Origin of the sequence: Pseudomonas sp. VE 267-6A (assembly GCF_024126555.1) — a bacterium.
GTDB classification, from domain to species: domain Bacteria; phylum Pseudomonadota; class Gammaproteobacteria; order Pseudomonadales; family Pseudomonadaceae; genus Aquipseudomonas; species Aquipseudomonas palmensis.
This window is the reverse complement of record NZ_JAMYBY010000024.1, coordinates 1-17,141: the sequence shown is the minus strand read 5'-3', so window position 1 is coordinate 17,141 and position 17,141 is coordinate 1. Positions and strand designations below refer to the sequence as shown.

The following is a 17,141-nucleotide window of genomic DNA, read 5'->3' as shown; positions in this document are numbered from 1 at the left end:
GAACGGCTCAGGCCTCGCGAGGGAACACCGTATGCCCCATGTTCAGGCGGCGCATGGGGGGCGCGTTACCAGCAGGCCTGTACCCGGGGTTGGGCAACTGCCCCAACAGCAGCGGGGCATCGATGATAGCCATGAAGGACTGCAGGGCCTCGTTGTCGGGCACCTTGGGCAGGCTGACGCTCACCGCCTGACGCTGGCCAGCAGGCACCGCAGGTACGCGAAGGTGTTGCGACTCATACAGCAGCACATGCTGGATCTGCGTACTCACGCGACAGAACCGCTCCAGATCGACCCCCACGTGGCTGGCCAGGTCGATATTTCCGACCAGCAGACTGAACGGCAAAAGCGCGTTCTGCACCAGGCGCTGCAGGTCGTCGAAGGTCTCGACAGGGGCAATCCGGTAATACCCCAGGCCGTTGAGCATCTTCTCCAACTGCAGCAGTTGGATGGGGTGCTCATCGGCAATCAGGATTCGCATGGACTTGTCGGGCATCGGAAGGGCCTGGATAGAGAGCATGGAAGACATTCCTTGACCGCTACTACGCCACGATAAACCTCAGGCTGCGACAGGCATTACGTCAGGTGACGGATCTGATAGATAGTTGTAGGGAAATGCCGGGAAATCAAGGCGCAGCCTCAATTGTTTGTTGCTGACCAGTGCATCAGACGGAATTTTGGCGCATCCGCGCCCGGCAATGCTTCATGGCATTGACGATATTTTTTTCCACCAGACTGCGAGAAATTCCGAGTCTTTCGGCAATTTGCTGGTGAGAAAGCCCCTCCAGCTTGCGTAGAAGGAAACTGTCCCGGCACCCAGGGCTTAGTTCCCCCAACGCCTGCTGCATCAGCTCCAGTCGGCGATCCATGTCCATGCGCTGGCAGGGCGCCGGCGAACGGAATGCCTCGTCGGTGTCGAGCACTTCCAGCGGCTCGTTGTGCCGCACCTGACTACGCCGATGGTCGTCGATCACCAGATTCAGCGCGGTACGGTAGAGAAAGGCCCGCGGATACTCGATCTGCTGTTCGCCATGTCGCTCGAGCACTCGCACATAAGCGTCGTGGGCCACGTCCTCGGCCGCCTGGCGACTGCCCAGCCGAACACACAGAAAGCTCACCAGTTCGCGATAGTAGTTTTCCAAAACGACACCTGGCCAGGATTCGGCGCTAAAGCGCCGAGAATGGAGAATCAGGGTGAAGCCAGTAGGCAACAATACAAATTATTATTATTCTCAGCAACCTCCGTCACGCCTCGCAGATTACCCGACTGCACGGCCTGCGACCCTGAATGTGCACCGGTAAATTCCTGCGCATATAGCTCGTCTAACGAGGAGCCCCCGTGCCTGCGCTGTCTACGCCAGCAACTCGCGGGTCAACCCTTCTGGCTGGAAGCCCGCATGACACGTCTTACGAAAAATCGCCGCCTGTTGCTCTGCGGCCTCGGCCTGCTCGCCGCCGGCAGCCTGGCGGCCTGGCAAACCCTGCCATTGGGTGGTGAGCCCTCGAACACCATCAAGGTCACCCGCGCCGACATCGAAAGCAGCGTGACAGCACTCGGCACCCTGCAGCCACGCCGCTATGTCGATGTCGGCGCCCAGGCCTCGGGACAGATCCGCAAGTTGCATGTGGAAACCGGAGACCACGTCGAGGAAGGCCAACTGCTGGTCGAGATCGACCCTTCGACCCAGAAGGCACGCCTCGATGCAGGCCGCTATTCGATCGAGAACCTCAAGGCCCAGCTGCAGGAGCAGCGCGCCCAGTACACCCTGGCCGAGCATCAGCTCAAGCGCCAGCAGCAACTGGCCGCCAGCGGCGCTACCCGCGAAGAGGATGTGCAGACCGCACAGGCACAACTGAAAGTCACCCAGGCACGCATCGGCATGTTCCAGGCGCAGATCCTGCAGGCCCAGGCCAGCCTGCGCAGCGACGAGGCAGAGCTGGGCTACACGCGTATCTACGCGCCGATGTCCGGCACGGTGGTCGCCGTGGATGCGCGTGAGGGCCAGACACTCAACGCGCAGCAGCAAACACCGCTGATCCTGCGCATCGCCAAGCTGTCGCCGATGACCGTATGGGCTGAGGTCTCGGAGGCCGACATCGGCAACGTCAAACCCGGCATGCAGGCCTACTTCACCACCCTGGCCGGCGGCAAGCGCCGCTGGAGCAGCACCGTGCGCCAGATCCTGCCGATACCGCCCAAGCCGCTCGACCAGATCAGCCAGGGCGGTGGCAGCCCCACCAGCTCCAGCGCCTCCGGCGGTGGGGGCAAGGTCGTGCTGTATACCGTCCTGCTGGACGTGGACAACGTCGACAATTCCCTGATGGCGGAAATGACCGCCCAGGTGTTCTTCGTCGCCGGCCAGGCCAGCAACGTGCTCACTGCCCCGATCGTGGCGCTGGAGCCCGATGCCCGGCAAAACGACATGCGCCTGGTCCAGGTACTGCACCCCAACGGCAAGGTCGAGCAACGCCAGGTTCGCGCCGGCCTCAGCGATCGCCTGCGCGTGCAGATCCTCGAAGGCCTGGCCGAGGGCGACACCCTGCTGATCGGCGCGCCCGCCGCCAGTGGAGGCTGAATGTCCACGCCCCTGATCGAACTGCGCGACATACGCAAATCCTACGGCGGCATCGACACGCCCAAGGTCGAGGTGGTACGCGGTATCAGCCTGGCCATCCAGCCCGGTGAGTTCGTTGCCATCGTCGGGGCTTCGGGCTCGGGCAAGTCGACCCTGATGAACATCCTGGGCTGCCTCGACCGCCCCACCAGCGGCCAGTACTACTTTGCCGGCAAGGATGTCGCCGAACTGGACAGCGACGAACTGGCCTGGATCCGTCGCGAAGCCTTCGGCTTCGTGTTCCAGGGCTACCACCTGATCGCCTCCGGGTCGGCCCAGGAAAACGTCGAGATGCCGGCAATCTACGCCGGTACCCCTGCCGCCGAGCGCCATGCCCGCGCGGCCGGGCTGCTGGCCCGACTGGGCCTGGCCACCCGCACGGGCAACCGTCCGCACCAGCTGTCCGGCGGTCAGCAACAACGCGTCTCGATTGCCCGCGCGCTGATGAACGGCGGCCACATCATCCTGGCCGACGAACCCACCGGCGCCCTCGACAGCCAGAGCGGCGCCGAAGTGATGAGCCTGCTCGACGAACTGGCAGGCCAGGGCCACGTCGTGATCCTGATCACCCATGACCGCGAAGTCGCCGCGCGCGCCAAGCGCATCATCGAGATCCGCGACGGCCTGATCCTAAGCGACTCGGCCAACGCGGCGGCGCCAGCGCGCGCAGCGGTGGCCAGCCTGAATGCAGACGACCTGCGCCAGCGCCTGGACCGCGGCGCCACCCAGAGCGGGGCCTGGAAAGGCGAGCTCATCGAAGCCCTGCAGGCCGCCTGGCGCCTGATGTGGATCAACCGCTTCCGCACCGCCCTGACCCTGCTCGGCATCGTCATCGGCGTGGCCTCGGTGGTGGTGATGCTGGCCGTCGGCGAAGGCAGCAAGCGCCAGGTCATGGCGCAGATGGCCGCCTTCGGCTCCAACATCCTTTACCTCAGCGGCAGCGAGCCAACGCACAACGCCCCCGCCGGAGTGGTGACCCTCGACGATGTGGCAGCAGTGGCGCAGTTACCGCAGGTGAAGATGATCATGCCGGTCATCGGCAGCGAACTGACGGTGCGTTACGGCAACAGCAACCAGCGCTTCTACGTCGGCGGCAACAACACCCACTTCCCCGAGATCTTCAACTGGCCGGTGGTCGAAGGCAGCTTTTTCACCGACGCTGACGAACATGCTGCCGCAGCCGTCGCGGTGATCGGTCACAAGGTCAGGGAAAAACTTCTCAAGGATGCCGGCGACCCTATTGGTCAGTACATCCTGATCGGCAACGTGCCCTTCCAGGTCATCGGCATACTCGCCGAAAAAGGTTCCAGCTCCGGCAATCAGGACAGCGATGGCCGCATCGTGGTGCCCTACTCCGCCGCTGCCGTGCGCCTGTTCGGCAGCCGCGATCCGGAGTACGTCACCATCGGCGCCGTCGACTCGGGCCGGGTCAAGGAAACCGAGCAGGCCATCGATCACCTGATGCGCCGCCTGCACAACGGCAAGCATGATTTCGAGCTGACCAACGATGCGGCGCTGATCCAGGCCGAGGCCCGCACCCAGAACACCCTGTCGCTGATGCTGGGCGCAATCGCAGCCATTTCGCTGCTGGTGGGCGGCATCGGGGTGATGAACATCATGCTGATGACCGTGCGCGAACGCACTCGCGAAATCGGCATCCGCATGGCCACCGGCGCCCGCCAGCGCGACATCCTGCGCCAGTTCCTCAGCGAAGCGGTGCTGCTGTCGATGGTCGGTGGCATCACCGGCATTGCCCTGGCGCTGTTGATCGGCGGCGGCCTGCTGCTGGCCGACATTGCCGTGGCCTTTACCCTGGGCGCCATGCTTGGCGCATTCACCTGCGCGGTCATCACCGGCGTGGTATTCGGTTTCATGCCCGCACGCAAAGCCGCCCGTCTCGATCCGGTCAAGGCCCTCACCAGTGAATGAACCTCCGATGAAACCGCTCTTGAGCGCATTGAGCCTGGCCCTGCTGCTCAGTGCCTGCAGCACTCCACCCACCCCGCCGGACATCGGGTTTGCCCCGCCACAACAGTGGCAGTCAGCCAACACCCAGGCGGTGCGCGACAGCAACCGCGCCTGGTGGCGCAGCTTTGCCAGTCCCGAACTCGACCAACTGATCGCACAGGCCGACAGCGGCAGCTACGACATTGCCGCTGCCATCGCCCGCGTGCGCCAGGCCCGTGCGGCGCGCACCATCACTGGCGGCACGCTGCTGCCCGAAGTTGGCGCAGCCCTGGCCGGCAATCGCGAAAAACAGATGCACCACAACGGCTACGGCACCTCCAGCAGCACCAACGACCGAGAATCGGTCAGCTACAGCGCCAGCTTCAACGCCAGCTACGAGGTCGACTTCTGGGGCGGCAATGCGGCGGCACGCGACAGTGCCGAGCAGGCCCTCAAGGCCAGCGAGTTCGACCAGGCTACCGTCACCCTGACCCTGTTCAGCAACGTGGCCAGCTTCTACCTGCAGGCCCTGGCCCTGGACGAACAGCAGCGTATCGCCAGCCTCAACCTGGCCAACGCCCAGCAGGTACTGGAGGTGGTACGCGCCAAGTACAACGCGGGCTCGGCAACTGCACTTGAGCTGGCCCAGCAGCAAGTACTGGTCGCTGCGCAGCAGCGCCGGCTGCCATTGCTGCGCCAGCAGGCCACCGAGGCCCGCATCACCCTGGCCGCATTGCTGGGCAAGCCGGTGCAGGCCCTCACCCTGCACGCCAGCGATTTCAACCGCATCGCCGCCCCTGGCATCGATGCCGGGTTGCCCAGCGACCTGCTCAGCCGCCGGCCAGACATCGCCGCGGCCGAGGCTCGCCTGGCAGCGGCCAAGGCCGACGTGCAGGTGGCGCGCGCCGCGATGCTGCCCAAGTTGACCCTGACTGCCGGCCTGGGCTCCGGCGCCAACGTCGCCGCCGACGTGCTGCGCAACCCGTTCTACAGCCTGGCGGCCGGCCTCAGTGCGCCGATCTTCAACAATGGGCGGCTCGGCGCCGAACGTGACAAGGCCACCGCCGTGCAGCAGGAACTGCTGGAAAAATACCGCGGCGAACTGATCAACGCATTTGCCGATGTCGAAAAGGCCCTCAACAGCATCGACGGCCTCGATCGCCAGCGCCAATGGCAGCGCGTCGAGCTGAACCAGGCTCAGCAGGCCTTCGACATTGCACGCACACGCTACGAGGCAGGCGCCGAATTGCTGCTCAATGTACTGGACGCGCAACGCAGCCTGTACGAAAGCCAGGACGAGGCCGTGCTGCTGCATCTGCAGCGACTGCAGGCCAGCATCGCCCTGTACAAGGCTGTGGGAGGGGGGTGGCAGGTGCAATGACTGCACCTGCCCTCAGGTGCGACGCGTGACCACCAGGTGACGCGCGTACCAGGGCCGTTGCGGCACCCGGCGCAGCAACCCCTTGAAACGCTGCTTGTCCTTGGTATTGGCGACGATCACCCGCAGCGCCAGCTTCATGGTCTCCGGGTCCATCTCCACACTCTTGCCCGGCTGCAGGCCTGGCGTGGTGCTGCAACCATGAGTCACAGGGCCCAGCCAGGGCTGCCTGATATCGACCCAGCGCCCTTTGGCGAACCACGGCACGCCATTGACCCGGTTGCGCGTCACCTGGCCGGGGTGGAAGCGTTCGTGGGCGCGGAACCAGTCTTCGATACGGTCATCGATCCAGCCATGGAACAGCCAGAACACAGGGTTCACATGGGAAGAAAACGGATCGCCGAGAAAGTCGTTTTCGGGCCCATACCAACGCGCCGAGAAGTCGTCCAGGTCACGCGCCATGGGTACTGGCGCACCGTTGGACGGGTCACGCGGCACCGACGCCCAGCGCATGTGCAGCCAGTCATGCAGGCCCAGCTCCATCTCCGAGCCCAGCTGTCCCAGGGTCAGGCGCGACAGGTAGCGCGGGTCGCGGTACTGCGACTCCCACACCTCGAAATTGCTGTGGTAGGTCTCGGCACTCTTGATGTCACTGACCCACTGGGTGTACTCGGCATCCCCCGGCGCCAGCCAGGTTGGCGGCACCGCACAGCCGTCATGGTTGTCGAAGTAGCGCGCAAAGCCCAGGCGGTCGCGTTCAAGCTCCGGCTGTGGCGCCGGAAAGCGCGGCCAGGAAGGCAGGTCCTGCAACCCCCGCGCGGTCTGCAGCATATGTCGATGCATGAACAGAAAATCCACCCCGGAGCCATTGCGGTCCTTGGTCGGCCCCCGCGCATCGCGCTCGCGCTCGCGCGTTCCGGGCTGCCAGCCAAGCCCGCGCAGAGCATTGCGCTTGTCTTCGGGTAACGAGTGCCACTGGTCACGCGAAGCGTGCCAGAGTTGGTGAAACAACCTGTGCTCGTCGGAAATCAGCCAGTTCAGCAGGGCCGGCTGCAAGCCGATGCGCTCGCGTGCTTCCGGGAACAGCTTGCGGGTGGCGACAAAACGGTTGTCCTGCTGTACCAGGGCAAGGCTGCGGTCCAGGCGCGCAATGCGCCCGGTAAGCGTGCCGCTGCCGGCGTTGGCAAATTCACCCCACACCTCATCCAGCACCATGCTCAATTCGTAGACCGGTTGCTGCAGCCCCTGCTCCCGATCGAAAAGGCGCCACGTCAGCTCCCCCGCTCCCGGCGTGGCCAGGTCGCCCAGCAGGCTGTAGCGCGGGGCCGCGGGGGCACGCAGGGCCTGCGCGGTGTCGATGAAACCGCGAACCGCGCGCCCGCGCGGTGCAATGTCGATGAACACCTCCAGGTCATGCGTGGCCAGGCCGTCCAGTCCCGCATCGCGCCCTTCCAGGCGCAGGCTCCACACCCCGCGCAACTGATCGGCCAACTGGCGTCCTGCCGTATCCGGCAGCTCGACCCTGGCTTCCCCCGGGGTAACCGGATGCTCGGGTCGCGTCAGTTCCTTGTGCGCGTACAACGCAGCAGGCACCGCAGCACCGGTCAGTGCCAGGCCTGCGACAAATCCTCGTCGAGATATCGTCATTGCCCTACCTGTATCAGCCTGGAAGCAGGCTTTATCCAAGCTAGGACGTAGGCTTGAAGGTTAAATTTAGTGTCGGCGCCACACCCGGTGCCGGATAAATTAATCGGCCCTGCGCTCGTTCTTCCTGGGGAGCACACCGCGTACCGTCCCTGCCTGCGTGCAGCGATCCGCCCCTCATGGAGACCCCAGATGATCCCGACCCCCTGGCACAACGCACTGGCCCTTGGTGCCCTGCTCGCCTGCCTGATGCCCGCCGCACACGCCGCCGTACCGCCCCCGGGCGAGGTGTTCCAGGACTGCAAGGACTGCCCTGAAATGGTCGTGCTGCCCAGCGGCAGCTTTACCATGGGCACCCCTGATGACGAAGTCGGCCGCCAGCCCGACGAAGGCCCGCTGCACCAGGTGACCTTCAGCAAGCCATTTGCCGTCAGCCGCTTCACCGTGACCATCGGCCAGTGGCAGGCATTTCTGCGCGACACCGGCTACAGGATGCCCGACGCCGATGACCGCCCCGGCCGCAAATGCAGCGCCGGCAACCCCAGCTACCCGACCACCGCGCGTCACCCCGCCGTCTGCATGACCTGGCACGAAGCGCAGCGCTACATCGACTGGCTGTCGAACAAGACCGGCAAGCCCTACCGCATGCTCAGCGAGTCGGTACGCGAGTACGCCGCACGTGCCGGCAGCACCGGCCCCTTCCCGTTCCCCTTCGACGAAGGCAAGGAATACAGCATCGCCAGGCATGCCAACACCTACGGGCCTGAAGACGGCTTCAGCTTCACCGCCCCGGTGGGCAGCTTCCCCCCCAACGCCTTCGGCATGTACGACATGCACGGCAACGTCTACGAATGGGTCGCCGACAGCGTGCATGACGATTACGTCGGCGCACCCACCGATGGCAGCGCCTGGATCGACCCCAAGCCGAGCGACCCCACCTGCGACTACCGGCACATCCGCGGCAACGACTGGACCGAAGCGCCGATCTTCTCGCGCTCAGGCAACCGCAACGACCGCTGTTCGGACAACGCCGGCGACTGGCTGGGCTTTCGTGTGATGCGCGACCTGTAGCCGACCGGCCAGGGCGCCGGTGCCGCGCCGGCGCCCTCACTAAATCCCCCGCGTATCCACTCGTCCAGTTTCAGACAGCCCGCCGTGCGCGGGTCCACTCGCCCTTAGCACGTAGCCACGTCGCGACCGAGGTAGTTTCATGACCGCAGCACCGCGTAGCGCCATTCGCGAACTCTTCAGCCTGCTCAGGCCTTACCGCGCCATCGTGATCGCCTCGATCGCGCTGGGTATCGTCGGAGGCCTGAGCGTCACCGCCCTGCTGGCCACCGTCAACCAGGGCCTGCACGATGCCGGCGGCATGGGCAAGGGCGTGGTCCTGGCGTTTACCGGGCTATGCGTTCTGGCCCTGCTCAGCACCATCGTGGCCGATATCGGCAGCAACTACGTCGGCCAGAAAATCATCGCCAAGCTGCGCAAGGACCTGGGCGCCAAGGTGCTCGCCGCACCGATCGAGCAGATCGAGCGCTACCGTACCCACCGCCTGATCCCGGTGCTGACCCACGACGTCGACACCATCAGCGATTTCGCCTTTTCGTTCGCGCCACTGGCCATCTCGCTGACCGTGGTGATCGGCTGCCTGGGCTACCTGGCGATGCTGTCCTGGCCGATCTGCCTGATGACCCTGATTGCCATCGGCATCGGTTCGGCGGTGCAGTTCTTTGCCCAGCGCCGCGGCGTCAAGGGTTTCCATGCCGCGCGCGACGCCGAGGACAACCTGCAGAAGCACTACCAGGCAATCGCCGAGGGCGCCAAGGAACTGCGCATCCACCGCCCACGCCGCCACGCCATGTTCACCCGCAACATCCAGGGCACCGCCGACTTCATCTGCGATACCCATGTACGCGCCATCAACATCTTCGTGATCGCCAAGAGCCTGGGTTCGATGCTGTTCTTCGTGGTCATCGGCCTGGCCCTGGCCCTGCAGGCGTTCTGGCCGGCCAGCAACCCCACCGCGCTGAGCGGCTTCGTGCTGGTACTGCTGTACATGAAAGGCCCACTGGAGAACCTGATCGGCAACATCCCGATCATCAGCCGGGCGCAAATCGCCTTCCGCCGCATCGCCGACCTGGCCGAGCGCTTCTCCTCGCCCGAGCCACACCTGCTGCTCAGCGCTGCAGAAAAGCCCGCAGGCGCCTTCGAGGGCCTGGAAATGCGCGACGTTCAATACAGCTTCCCGGCGGCACCCGGCGCCGCGCCCTTCCGCCTGGGGCCGGTCAACCTGAACATCGAGCCCGGCGAGATCCTGTTCATCGTCGGCGAGAACGGCTGCGGCAAGACCACCCTGATCAAGCTGCTGCTGGGCCTGTACACGCCGCAACAGGGCATGGTGCTGCTCAACGGCAAGGCTGTTGATGCGCCTGGCCTGGACGATTACCGCCAGCTGTTCACCACCATCTTTGCCGACTACTTCCTGTTCGACGAACTGGTGCAGCGCGAAGGCGCCTTGCCCGACGATGCCGCGCAGTACCTGGAGCGCCTGGAGATCGCGCACAAGGTCAGCGTGCGCGACGGCGCCTTCACCACCACCGACCTGTCCACCGGCCAGCGCAAGCGCCTGGCCCTGGTCAATGCATGGCTCGACGGGCGCCCGGTGCTGGTGTTCGACGAATGGGCCGCCGACCAGGATCCGACCTTCCGCCGGATCTTCTACACCGAGCTGCTGCCCGATCTCAAACGCCTGGGCAAGACCATCATCGTGATCTCCCACGACGACCGCTATTTCGACGTGGCCGACCAACTGGTGCGCATGCACGGCGGTCGTGTGGTCAGCGAAAAAGTCTTCGCCTGAATGCCTAGAACCGGCGAGCGCACCGCCGCTCGCCGCTGCCCGCCTTTGCAACTAAATCGCATTCGTCGCCCTTCGTCTTCCTGACAACGCTCAATTTCTGCCGACGGCGACGAGATCGACATGAATCAGATGAATCACCCCTCCGACGACGACCTGCTGGCCCTGCTGCTGGCCGACGAAGCCGGCTCCGAACACGTGATCAAGGCCGGTTGCGCACCCACGCATGGCGCCTTGTCCTTCGCTCAGCAGCGCCTCTGGTTCCTGCAGCAGTTCGACCCGCAGAGCTGTGCCTACAACCTGCCTCGCGCACTGCGCCTGAACGGTCCGCTGAACGCCGACGCGCTGGAGCAGGCGTTGAATGCAGTGATCGACAAGCACGATATCCTGCGCACCCGCTTCGTCGAAATCGACAACCTGGCGCAGCAGCAGGTCGACCGCCAGGCGCGACTGATACTTGCACGGCACAACCTGGGCGAACTGCCCGCCACCGAGCGCGACGCAGCCATACGCCGGCACCATGACGCCGACCTGGCCCAACCGTTCGACCTGAGCCAGGCACCTCTGATTCGCGGCACGCTGTTGCGTACCGGTGCCAGCGAGCACGTGCTGCTGCTGAACATGCACCACATCGTGTCCGATGCCTGGTCCAATGCGATCCTGCTGCAGGACCTGGCCCAAGCCTTTGCGCAAGCGCAGGCAGGCCTGCCCGCTGGCCTGCAGCGGCCGTCGATCCAATACGCCGACTACGCGCACTGGCAGCGCCAGCAGTACCCGCTCAGCGCCGCCCACGAACGCGCGACCGCCCATTGGAAGCAAGTGCTCGACGGCGAGCTGCCGAGCCTGGACCTGCCCTTCGACAGGCCGCATGCACCAGACCAGCTACACCTCGTCGGCAACCATTGCCTTACCCTGCCGGCCTCGCTGGGCAGCGCCCTGCAGCGGTTCTGCCAGCAACAGGGGCTGACCCCCTTCATCGTGCTGCTGGGTGCCTGGCAACTGCTGCTGGGTCGCTATACCGGCCAGCACGACTTCACCGTCGGCGTGCCCAATGCAACCCGCAGCCAGGGCCAGACACAGGCGCTGGTCGGCTTCTTCGTCAGCAGCCAGGTGTACCGTGCCCGACTCGACTGCGCGCAACCCGCCGCCGAATTCCTTCAACGCCTGCGCGAACAGTCGCTGGCCGCACTGGAGCACGCCGACTACCCCATCGAGCTGATTCTGGAAGACCTGCAACTGCAACGCAGCACCCAGGCCAACCCGCTGTTCCAGACGCTGTTCAACTGGCGCGTGGCCAACCAGGACGCAGCACAACTGCGCCTGGATGGCCTGGAGGTGGAATTTCTCGGTGTCGAGCAGCAGCAGGCCAAGTTCGACCTGTCGCTGGAGATCGACTACAGCCAGCAGCAGATCGACGCCACGTTCAGCTACAGCACCGCACTGTTCCTGCCACAGACCATCGAGCGTCTGGCCGGCCACTGGCAGCACCTGCTTCAGGGGCTTGTCGAAACGCCTCAACTGCGCCTGGGCGAGCTGCCAATGCTCGAGCGTGCCGAACAGCAGATGGCCCTCCACACCTGGAACGCCACAGCCACGGACTTCGGCGCGCATGCCAACTTGCAGACCCTGTTCGAACGTCAGGCGCACGCCACCCCGGATGCCGTCGCCGTACGCCTGGGCAGTGCCGCTCTCACCTATCGTCAACTCAACCAGCGCGCCAACCGCCTGGCGCACAAGCTCCTGGAGCTGGGCGTAGGTGCAGAGGTCGGCGTGGGCATTGCGTGCGAGCGCAGCCTGGAGATGGTGATCGGGCTGCTGGGCGTGCTCAAGGCCGGGGGCGCCTATGTGCCGCTGGACACCGGCTACCCGCAGGATCGCCTGGCCTACATGATCGAGCACAGCGACATTGCACTGCTGTTGACCCAGGCATCGGTGCACCCTGGCCTGCTGCTGCCCGAGGCCCTGCCGGTCATGCTGCTGGAGCAGGCCGACAACGAACTGCAGGGGTATGCCGACAGCAACCCGACGCCAGTGGTCGACGCGGACAACCTGGCCTACATCATCTACACCTCCGGCTCCACCGGTCGCCCCAAGGGTGTGCAGGTTCGTCATGGCGCACTCACCAACCACATGCTGTGGATGCAGCAGACCCTGCAATTGCAGGCCGAGGACCGGGTGCTGCAAAAAACCGCGTTCAGCTTCGATGCCTCGGTCTGGGAGTTCTGGCTGCCGTTGCTCAACGGCGCGCAACTGGTGCTGGCTGGCCCTGAACTGAACGACGACATGTCGCTGCTGTGGCCCGAAGTGCAGGCCCAGCGCATCACCGTGCTGCAAGCCGCGCCTTCGCTGCTGCAAGCCCTGATGGGCCAGGCCGAGCGCACATCACTGGCCAGCCTGCGGGCAATCCTGCTGGGCGGCGAAGCGCTGAGCCCGGCGTTGGTGCAGCAACTGCGCAGCGTCAGCGACGCCCGTATCTACAACCTCTACGGGCCCAGCGAAGCCACCATCGACACGTGCTGCTACAGCGTGCCGGCCACGCCCGACGGCGCCATCGTCCCCATCGGCCAGCCAATCAGCAACCTGCGCACCCACGTGCTCGACCACGAGCTGAACCCCTGCGCCATCGGCGTCAGTGGCGAGCTGCTGATCGGTGGCGTGGCCCTGGCCCGCGGCTACCACGCCCGGCCCGGGCTGACCGCCGAACGCTTCGTGCCAGACCCCTTCGCCGGACACGGCGAGCGCCTGTACCGCAGTGGCGACCTGACCCGCTATCGCGACGACGGCGTGATCGACTATGTCGGCCGCATCGACCACCAGATCAAGCTGCACGGCCTGCGCATCGAACTGGGCGAGATCGAGGCACGCCTGCTGCAACAGCCCCAGGTGGCCGAAGCCGTGGTACTGGCCCCGGACTACCTGGGCAGCCAGCGCCTGGTGGCCTATGTGGTGGCCACCCGGCCTTTGCCCGATGCTCAGGCGCAGGACCAGTTGCGCCAGGCCTTGATCGCCGGGCTCAAACAGCAACTGCCGGCCTACATGGTACCGGCCCACTTGCTGCTGCTCGACGGCCTGCCCCTGACACGCAACGGCAAGCTCGACCGCAAGGCCTTGCCTATGCCCGACACCGCGCCCACCGGCTACCGGTACGCGGCCCCGCAAAGCGCCATGGAACGCCAGATCGCGATGCTCTGGCAGGAAGTGCTCAAGCAGCCGAACATCGGCTTGAACGACAACTTCTTCGAACTGGGTGGCGACTCGATCGTCTCCATCCAGGTGGTCAGCCGCGCCCGTCAGGCTGGCATTCGCTTTACTCCCAAACAGCTGTTCCAGCACCAGACCGTGCAGGGGCTGGCCCAGGTCGCACAGTTCGACGACCCGGTTGCACACATCGACCAGGGGCCGGCCAGCGGCACGGTCGCGCTGCTGCCGATTCAGCAGGCATTCTTCGATACGCCGGTGCCATCACGTCATCACTGGAACCAGTCGGTCCTGCTCAAGCCGGCCGGGCAGCCACTCGATGCCGCTGTGCTGGAACAGGCAGTGAACACCCTGATCAACCACCACGACGCATTGCGCCTGAGTTTCACCCAGCAGGCACAGGGCTGGAACAGCGTCTACCGCGCGCCTGCCGACGCCCACAACGCCCTGCTACAAGCGGTGGCGTGCGATGATCGCGAACTGGAGCAGTTGTGCGAACGCGCCCAGCGCAGCCTGGACCTCGAACACGGCCCGTTGCTGCGCGCGCTGCTGGTGAGCCTGGCCGATGGGCGTCAACGCCTGTTACTGGTAGCCCACCACCTGGTGATCGACGGGGTTTCCTGGCGCATCCTGTTTGATGACCTGCAAAGCGCCTACCAGCAGTGCCTGGCTGGCCAGCCCCCCCAATTGCCGGCCCGTACCAGTTCGCTGCAGGCCTTCGCCCAGGCGCTGCGCGAGCATGCCAGGGGCCAGGCCATCGGCGAGCTGGACTACTGGCTGGACCAGCACCAGGCCATCGCAGCCGACCTGCCCGATGCCCGGAGCGCCATGGGCGCACCGGCACAGGTCGCGCTGCTCGATTCGCACCTGGACAGCGAACGCACGCGTCGCCTGCTGCAACAGGCTCCTGCGGCCTACCGCACCCAGGTCAACGACCTGCTGCTCAGCGCGCTGGCCCGAGTACTCGCACGCTGGACCGGACAGGCCGACAACCTCATCCAGCTCGAAGGGCATGGCCGCGAAGAGCTGAGTGAAGGGCTGGACCTCACCCGTACCGTGGGGTGGTTCACCAGTGCCTTCCCGCTCCGGCTGTCGGCGGGACATGACCTGCAGGCCACCATCAAGCAGGTCAAGGAGCAACTGCGTGGCATACCCGACAAAGGCATCGGTTTCGGTGCCCTGCGCTACCTGGGCGAGCAAGCCGTGCGCGACGTGTTGCAGGCGCTGCCAGATGCACGTATCACCTTCAACTACCTCGGCCAGTTCGACACCAGCTTCGATGACACCCAGCAACCGCTGCTGATACCGGCCAGCGAAGCGGCAGGTGCCGAGAAACACGCCGATGCCCCGCTGAGCAACTGGCTGAGCATCAATGGCCAGGTGTACGCCGGCGAGTTGAGCCTGAGCTGGACCTATGACCAGAACCGCTTCGCCCCGCAGGTGATAGAGCGTCTGGCAGAGGACTATGTCGCAGAGCTCGGCGCACTGATCGACCACTGCTGTGACAGCCTGAATCAGGGCGCTACCCCGTCGGACTTCCCGCTGGCCGGGCTCGACCAGGCGCAACTGGATGCCCTGCCGATCGACCTGGCATTGATTGACGACCTCTATCCGCTGTCGCCGCTGCAGCAAGGCATGCTGTTCCATACCCTCTACGAGCAGGAAGCCCACGACCAGGACGGTCGCAGCTACATCAACCAGATGCGCCTGGACATCAGCGGCCTGGACCCCCAGGCATTCGCCGAAGCCTGGCAGGCCGCCGTCGACCGACACGACAGCCTGCGCACGGTGTTCCTCTGGCAAGGCGAAATGGCGCAGCCACTGCAGGCGGTGTACAGGCAGATGCGCGTGCCGTTCAGCCTGCTCGACTGGCAGCAACGCACTGACCTGCCGGGCGCGCTCGACGCACTGGCCGCCGAGCAGCTGCAACAGGACCTGGCGCTGGACAAGGCTGCGCTGTTCAGGCTTGTGCTGGTGTGCACCGCACCTGGGCACTATCACCTGATCCATACCAGCCACCACATCCTGATGGATGGCTGGAGCACCTCGCAGTTGCTCGGCGAAGTGTTGCAACGCTACAGCGGCCAGGCCCTCGCTACCCCGCCAGGCCGCTACCGCGACTACATCGACTGGCTCGGCCGTCAGGACGCCGTACTTGACCAGGCCTACTGGCACACTCAACTGGCCGACCTGGAGGAGCCCACCCGGCTCGCGCATTCGGTCGTCAACAGCACGCCGGCGCAGGGCCATGGCGCCTGCTACCTGAGCCTGGATGCGCCACGCACTCAACGCCTCAACGACTTCGCACGCCAGCAGAAAGTCACCCTCAACACCCTCGTGCAAGCCGCTTGGCTGGTAGTGCTGCAACAGTACAGCGGCCAGCGCTGCGTATGTTTCGGGGCCACCGTGGCCGGGCGCCCGGCTGATATCGCGGGCGTGGAACAGCAGATCGGCCTGTTCATCAATACCCTGCCGGTCATCGCCAGCCCGCGCCCCGACGTCAGCGTGGCCAGCTGGCTGCAGCAGGTGCAGGAAATCAACCTTGGCCTGCGTGAGCACGAACACACCGCGCTGAGCGATATCCAGCGCTGGTCCGGTCAACAGGGCGAGGCACTGTTCGACAACATCCTGGTGTTCGAGAACTACCCGGTGGCCGAAGCCCTGGAACAGGAGGCGCCCGCCGGGCTGACATTCGGTGCAGTCGACTATCACGAACAGACCAACTACCCGCTGACCCTGGCCATCAGTGCTGGCGACTCGCTGCTGCTGCATGCCAGCTATTCGCGACAGCATTTCAGCGACGCGGGCGTGCAGGCCATCGGCGAGCACCTGCTCAACCTGCTCGAACGCATGCGCGACAACCCCCGCCAACACCTGGGCGAGCTGGAGATGCTCGCGTCGACCGAACGCCAGCAGGTCGTCCAGGCGTGGAACGCCACCAGCACCGAATACCCGCTCGAACGCTGCGTGCACCAGCTGATCGAAGACCAGGTCGAGCGGACCCCCGGCTCCCCGGCCCTGGTGTTCGGCGGGCAGCACCTGAGCTATGCCGAACTCAACAGCCGTGCCAACCAGCTCGCCCATGCGCTGATTGCACGCGGTGTCGGCCCCGACGTGCTGGTCGGCATCGCCATGGAACGCAGCATCGAGATGGTCGTCGCCCTGCTGGCGACCCTCAAGGCCGGTGGCGCCTACGTGCCGCTGGACCCGGAATACCCGCGCGAGCGCCTGGGTTACCTGTTCGACGACAGCGGCATCGCCCTGCTGCTGACCCAGCAGCACCTGCTGGCACAGCTGCCGGTGCCCGAAGGCGTACCGCTGCTGGCCCTGGACACACTGGACCTGAGCGAGCACGCCCAGAGCAACCCGGACATTGCCCTGCACCCGGAGAACCTGGCCTACGTCATCTACACCTCTGGCTCCACCGGCAATCCCAAGGGCGCCGGCAACCGCCACAGCGCACTCACCAACCGCCTGTGCTGGATGCAGCAGGCCTACGCCCTGG

Annotated in this window: 9 protein-coding genes; 6 read left to right on the top strand and 3 right to left on the bottom strand. The window is 65.4% G+C overall.

Translation table 11 applies throughout. The features are described 5' to 3' along the window. Nucleotides 1–7 precede the first annotated feature (7 nt). On the bottom strand, nt 8–493 hold the full coding sequence (locus tag NJH59_RS23020; RefSeq protein WP_104572885.1) for a histidine kinase: 486 nt from the start codon (nt 491–493) through the stop codon (nt 8–10). 169 nt (nt 494–662) lie between these two features. Beyond that, nucleotides 663–1,139, bottom strand: a complete 477-nt coding sequence (locus NJH59_RS23015; RefSeq protein ID WP_104572886.1) for a sigma-70 family RNA polymerase sigma factor — start codon at nt 1,137–1,139, stop codon at nt 663–665. Between the two features lie 255 nt (nt 1,140–1,394). On the opposite strand from NJH59_RS23015, the gene NJH59_RS23010 reads away from it, so the two are divergent. From NJH59_RS23010 to NJH59_RS23000, 3 genes are read left to right on the top strand one after another with little or no spacing between them, the layout of a single operon-like run. Next, a complete protein-coding gene (locus NJH59_RS23010; protein ID WP_253087356.1) occupies nt 1,395–2,573 on the top strand; it encodes an efflux RND transporter periplasmic adaptor subunit in 1,179 nt (392 codons plus the stop codon). Further along, the gene (locus NJH59_RS23005; protein ID WP_104572888.1) at nt 2,574–4,541 is read left to right on the top strand and encodes a MacB family efflux pump subunit; all 1,968 of its coding nucleotides are present in this window, start codon (nt 2,574–2,576) and stop codon (nt 4,539–4,541) included. It abuts the gene before it with no gap. Between the two features lie 7 nt (nt 4,542–4,548). Beyond that, complete coding sequence (locus NJH59_RS23000; protein ID WP_253087355.1) at nt 4,549–5,940, top strand: efflux transporter outer membrane subunit; 1,392 nt, start codon at nt 4,549–4,551, stop codon at nt 5,938–5,940. A gap of 12 nt (nt 5,941–5,952) precedes the next feature. Here NJH59_RS23000 and NJH59_RS22995 read toward each other — a convergent pair whose 3' ends face one another. Then, nucleotides 5,953–7,584 carry a PvdJ/PvdD/PvdP-like protein gene (locus NJH59_RS22995; RefSeq protein WP_104572890.1) on the bottom strand — a complete coding sequence of 544 codons (1,632 nt, stop codon included), beginning with the start codon at nt 7,582–7,584 and terminating at the stop codon, nt 5,953–5,955. Between the two features lie 189 nt (nt 7,585–7,773). Between NJH59_RS22995 and NJH59_RS22990 the strand changes: the two genes are divergently transcribed. The 3 genes from NJH59_RS22990 to NJH59_RS22980 form a co-directional block, all read left to right on the top strand. Continuing rightward, nucleotides 7,774–8,652 carry a formylglycine-generating enzyme family protein gene (locus tag NJH59_RS22990; RefSeq protein WP_253087354.1) on the top strand — a complete coding sequence of 293 codons (879 nt, stop codon included), beginning with the start codon at nt 7,774–7,776 and terminating at the stop codon, nt 8,650–8,652. 139 nt (nt 8,653–8,791) lie between these two features. Then, nucleotides 8,792–10,441: a cyclic peptide export ABC transporter gene (locus NJH59_RS22985; RefSeq protein ID WP_104572892.1), complete on the top strand. Its 1,650-nt coding sequence runs from the start codon at nt 8,792–8,794 to the stop codon at nt 10,439–10,441. A 120-nt stretch (nt 10,442–10,561) separates the two neighbouring features. Further along, nucleotides 10,562–17,141 (top strand): non-ribosomal peptide synthetase (locus tag NJH59_RS22980; protein WP_253087353.1); only part of this gene is annotated, 6,580 nt, incomplete at its 3' end.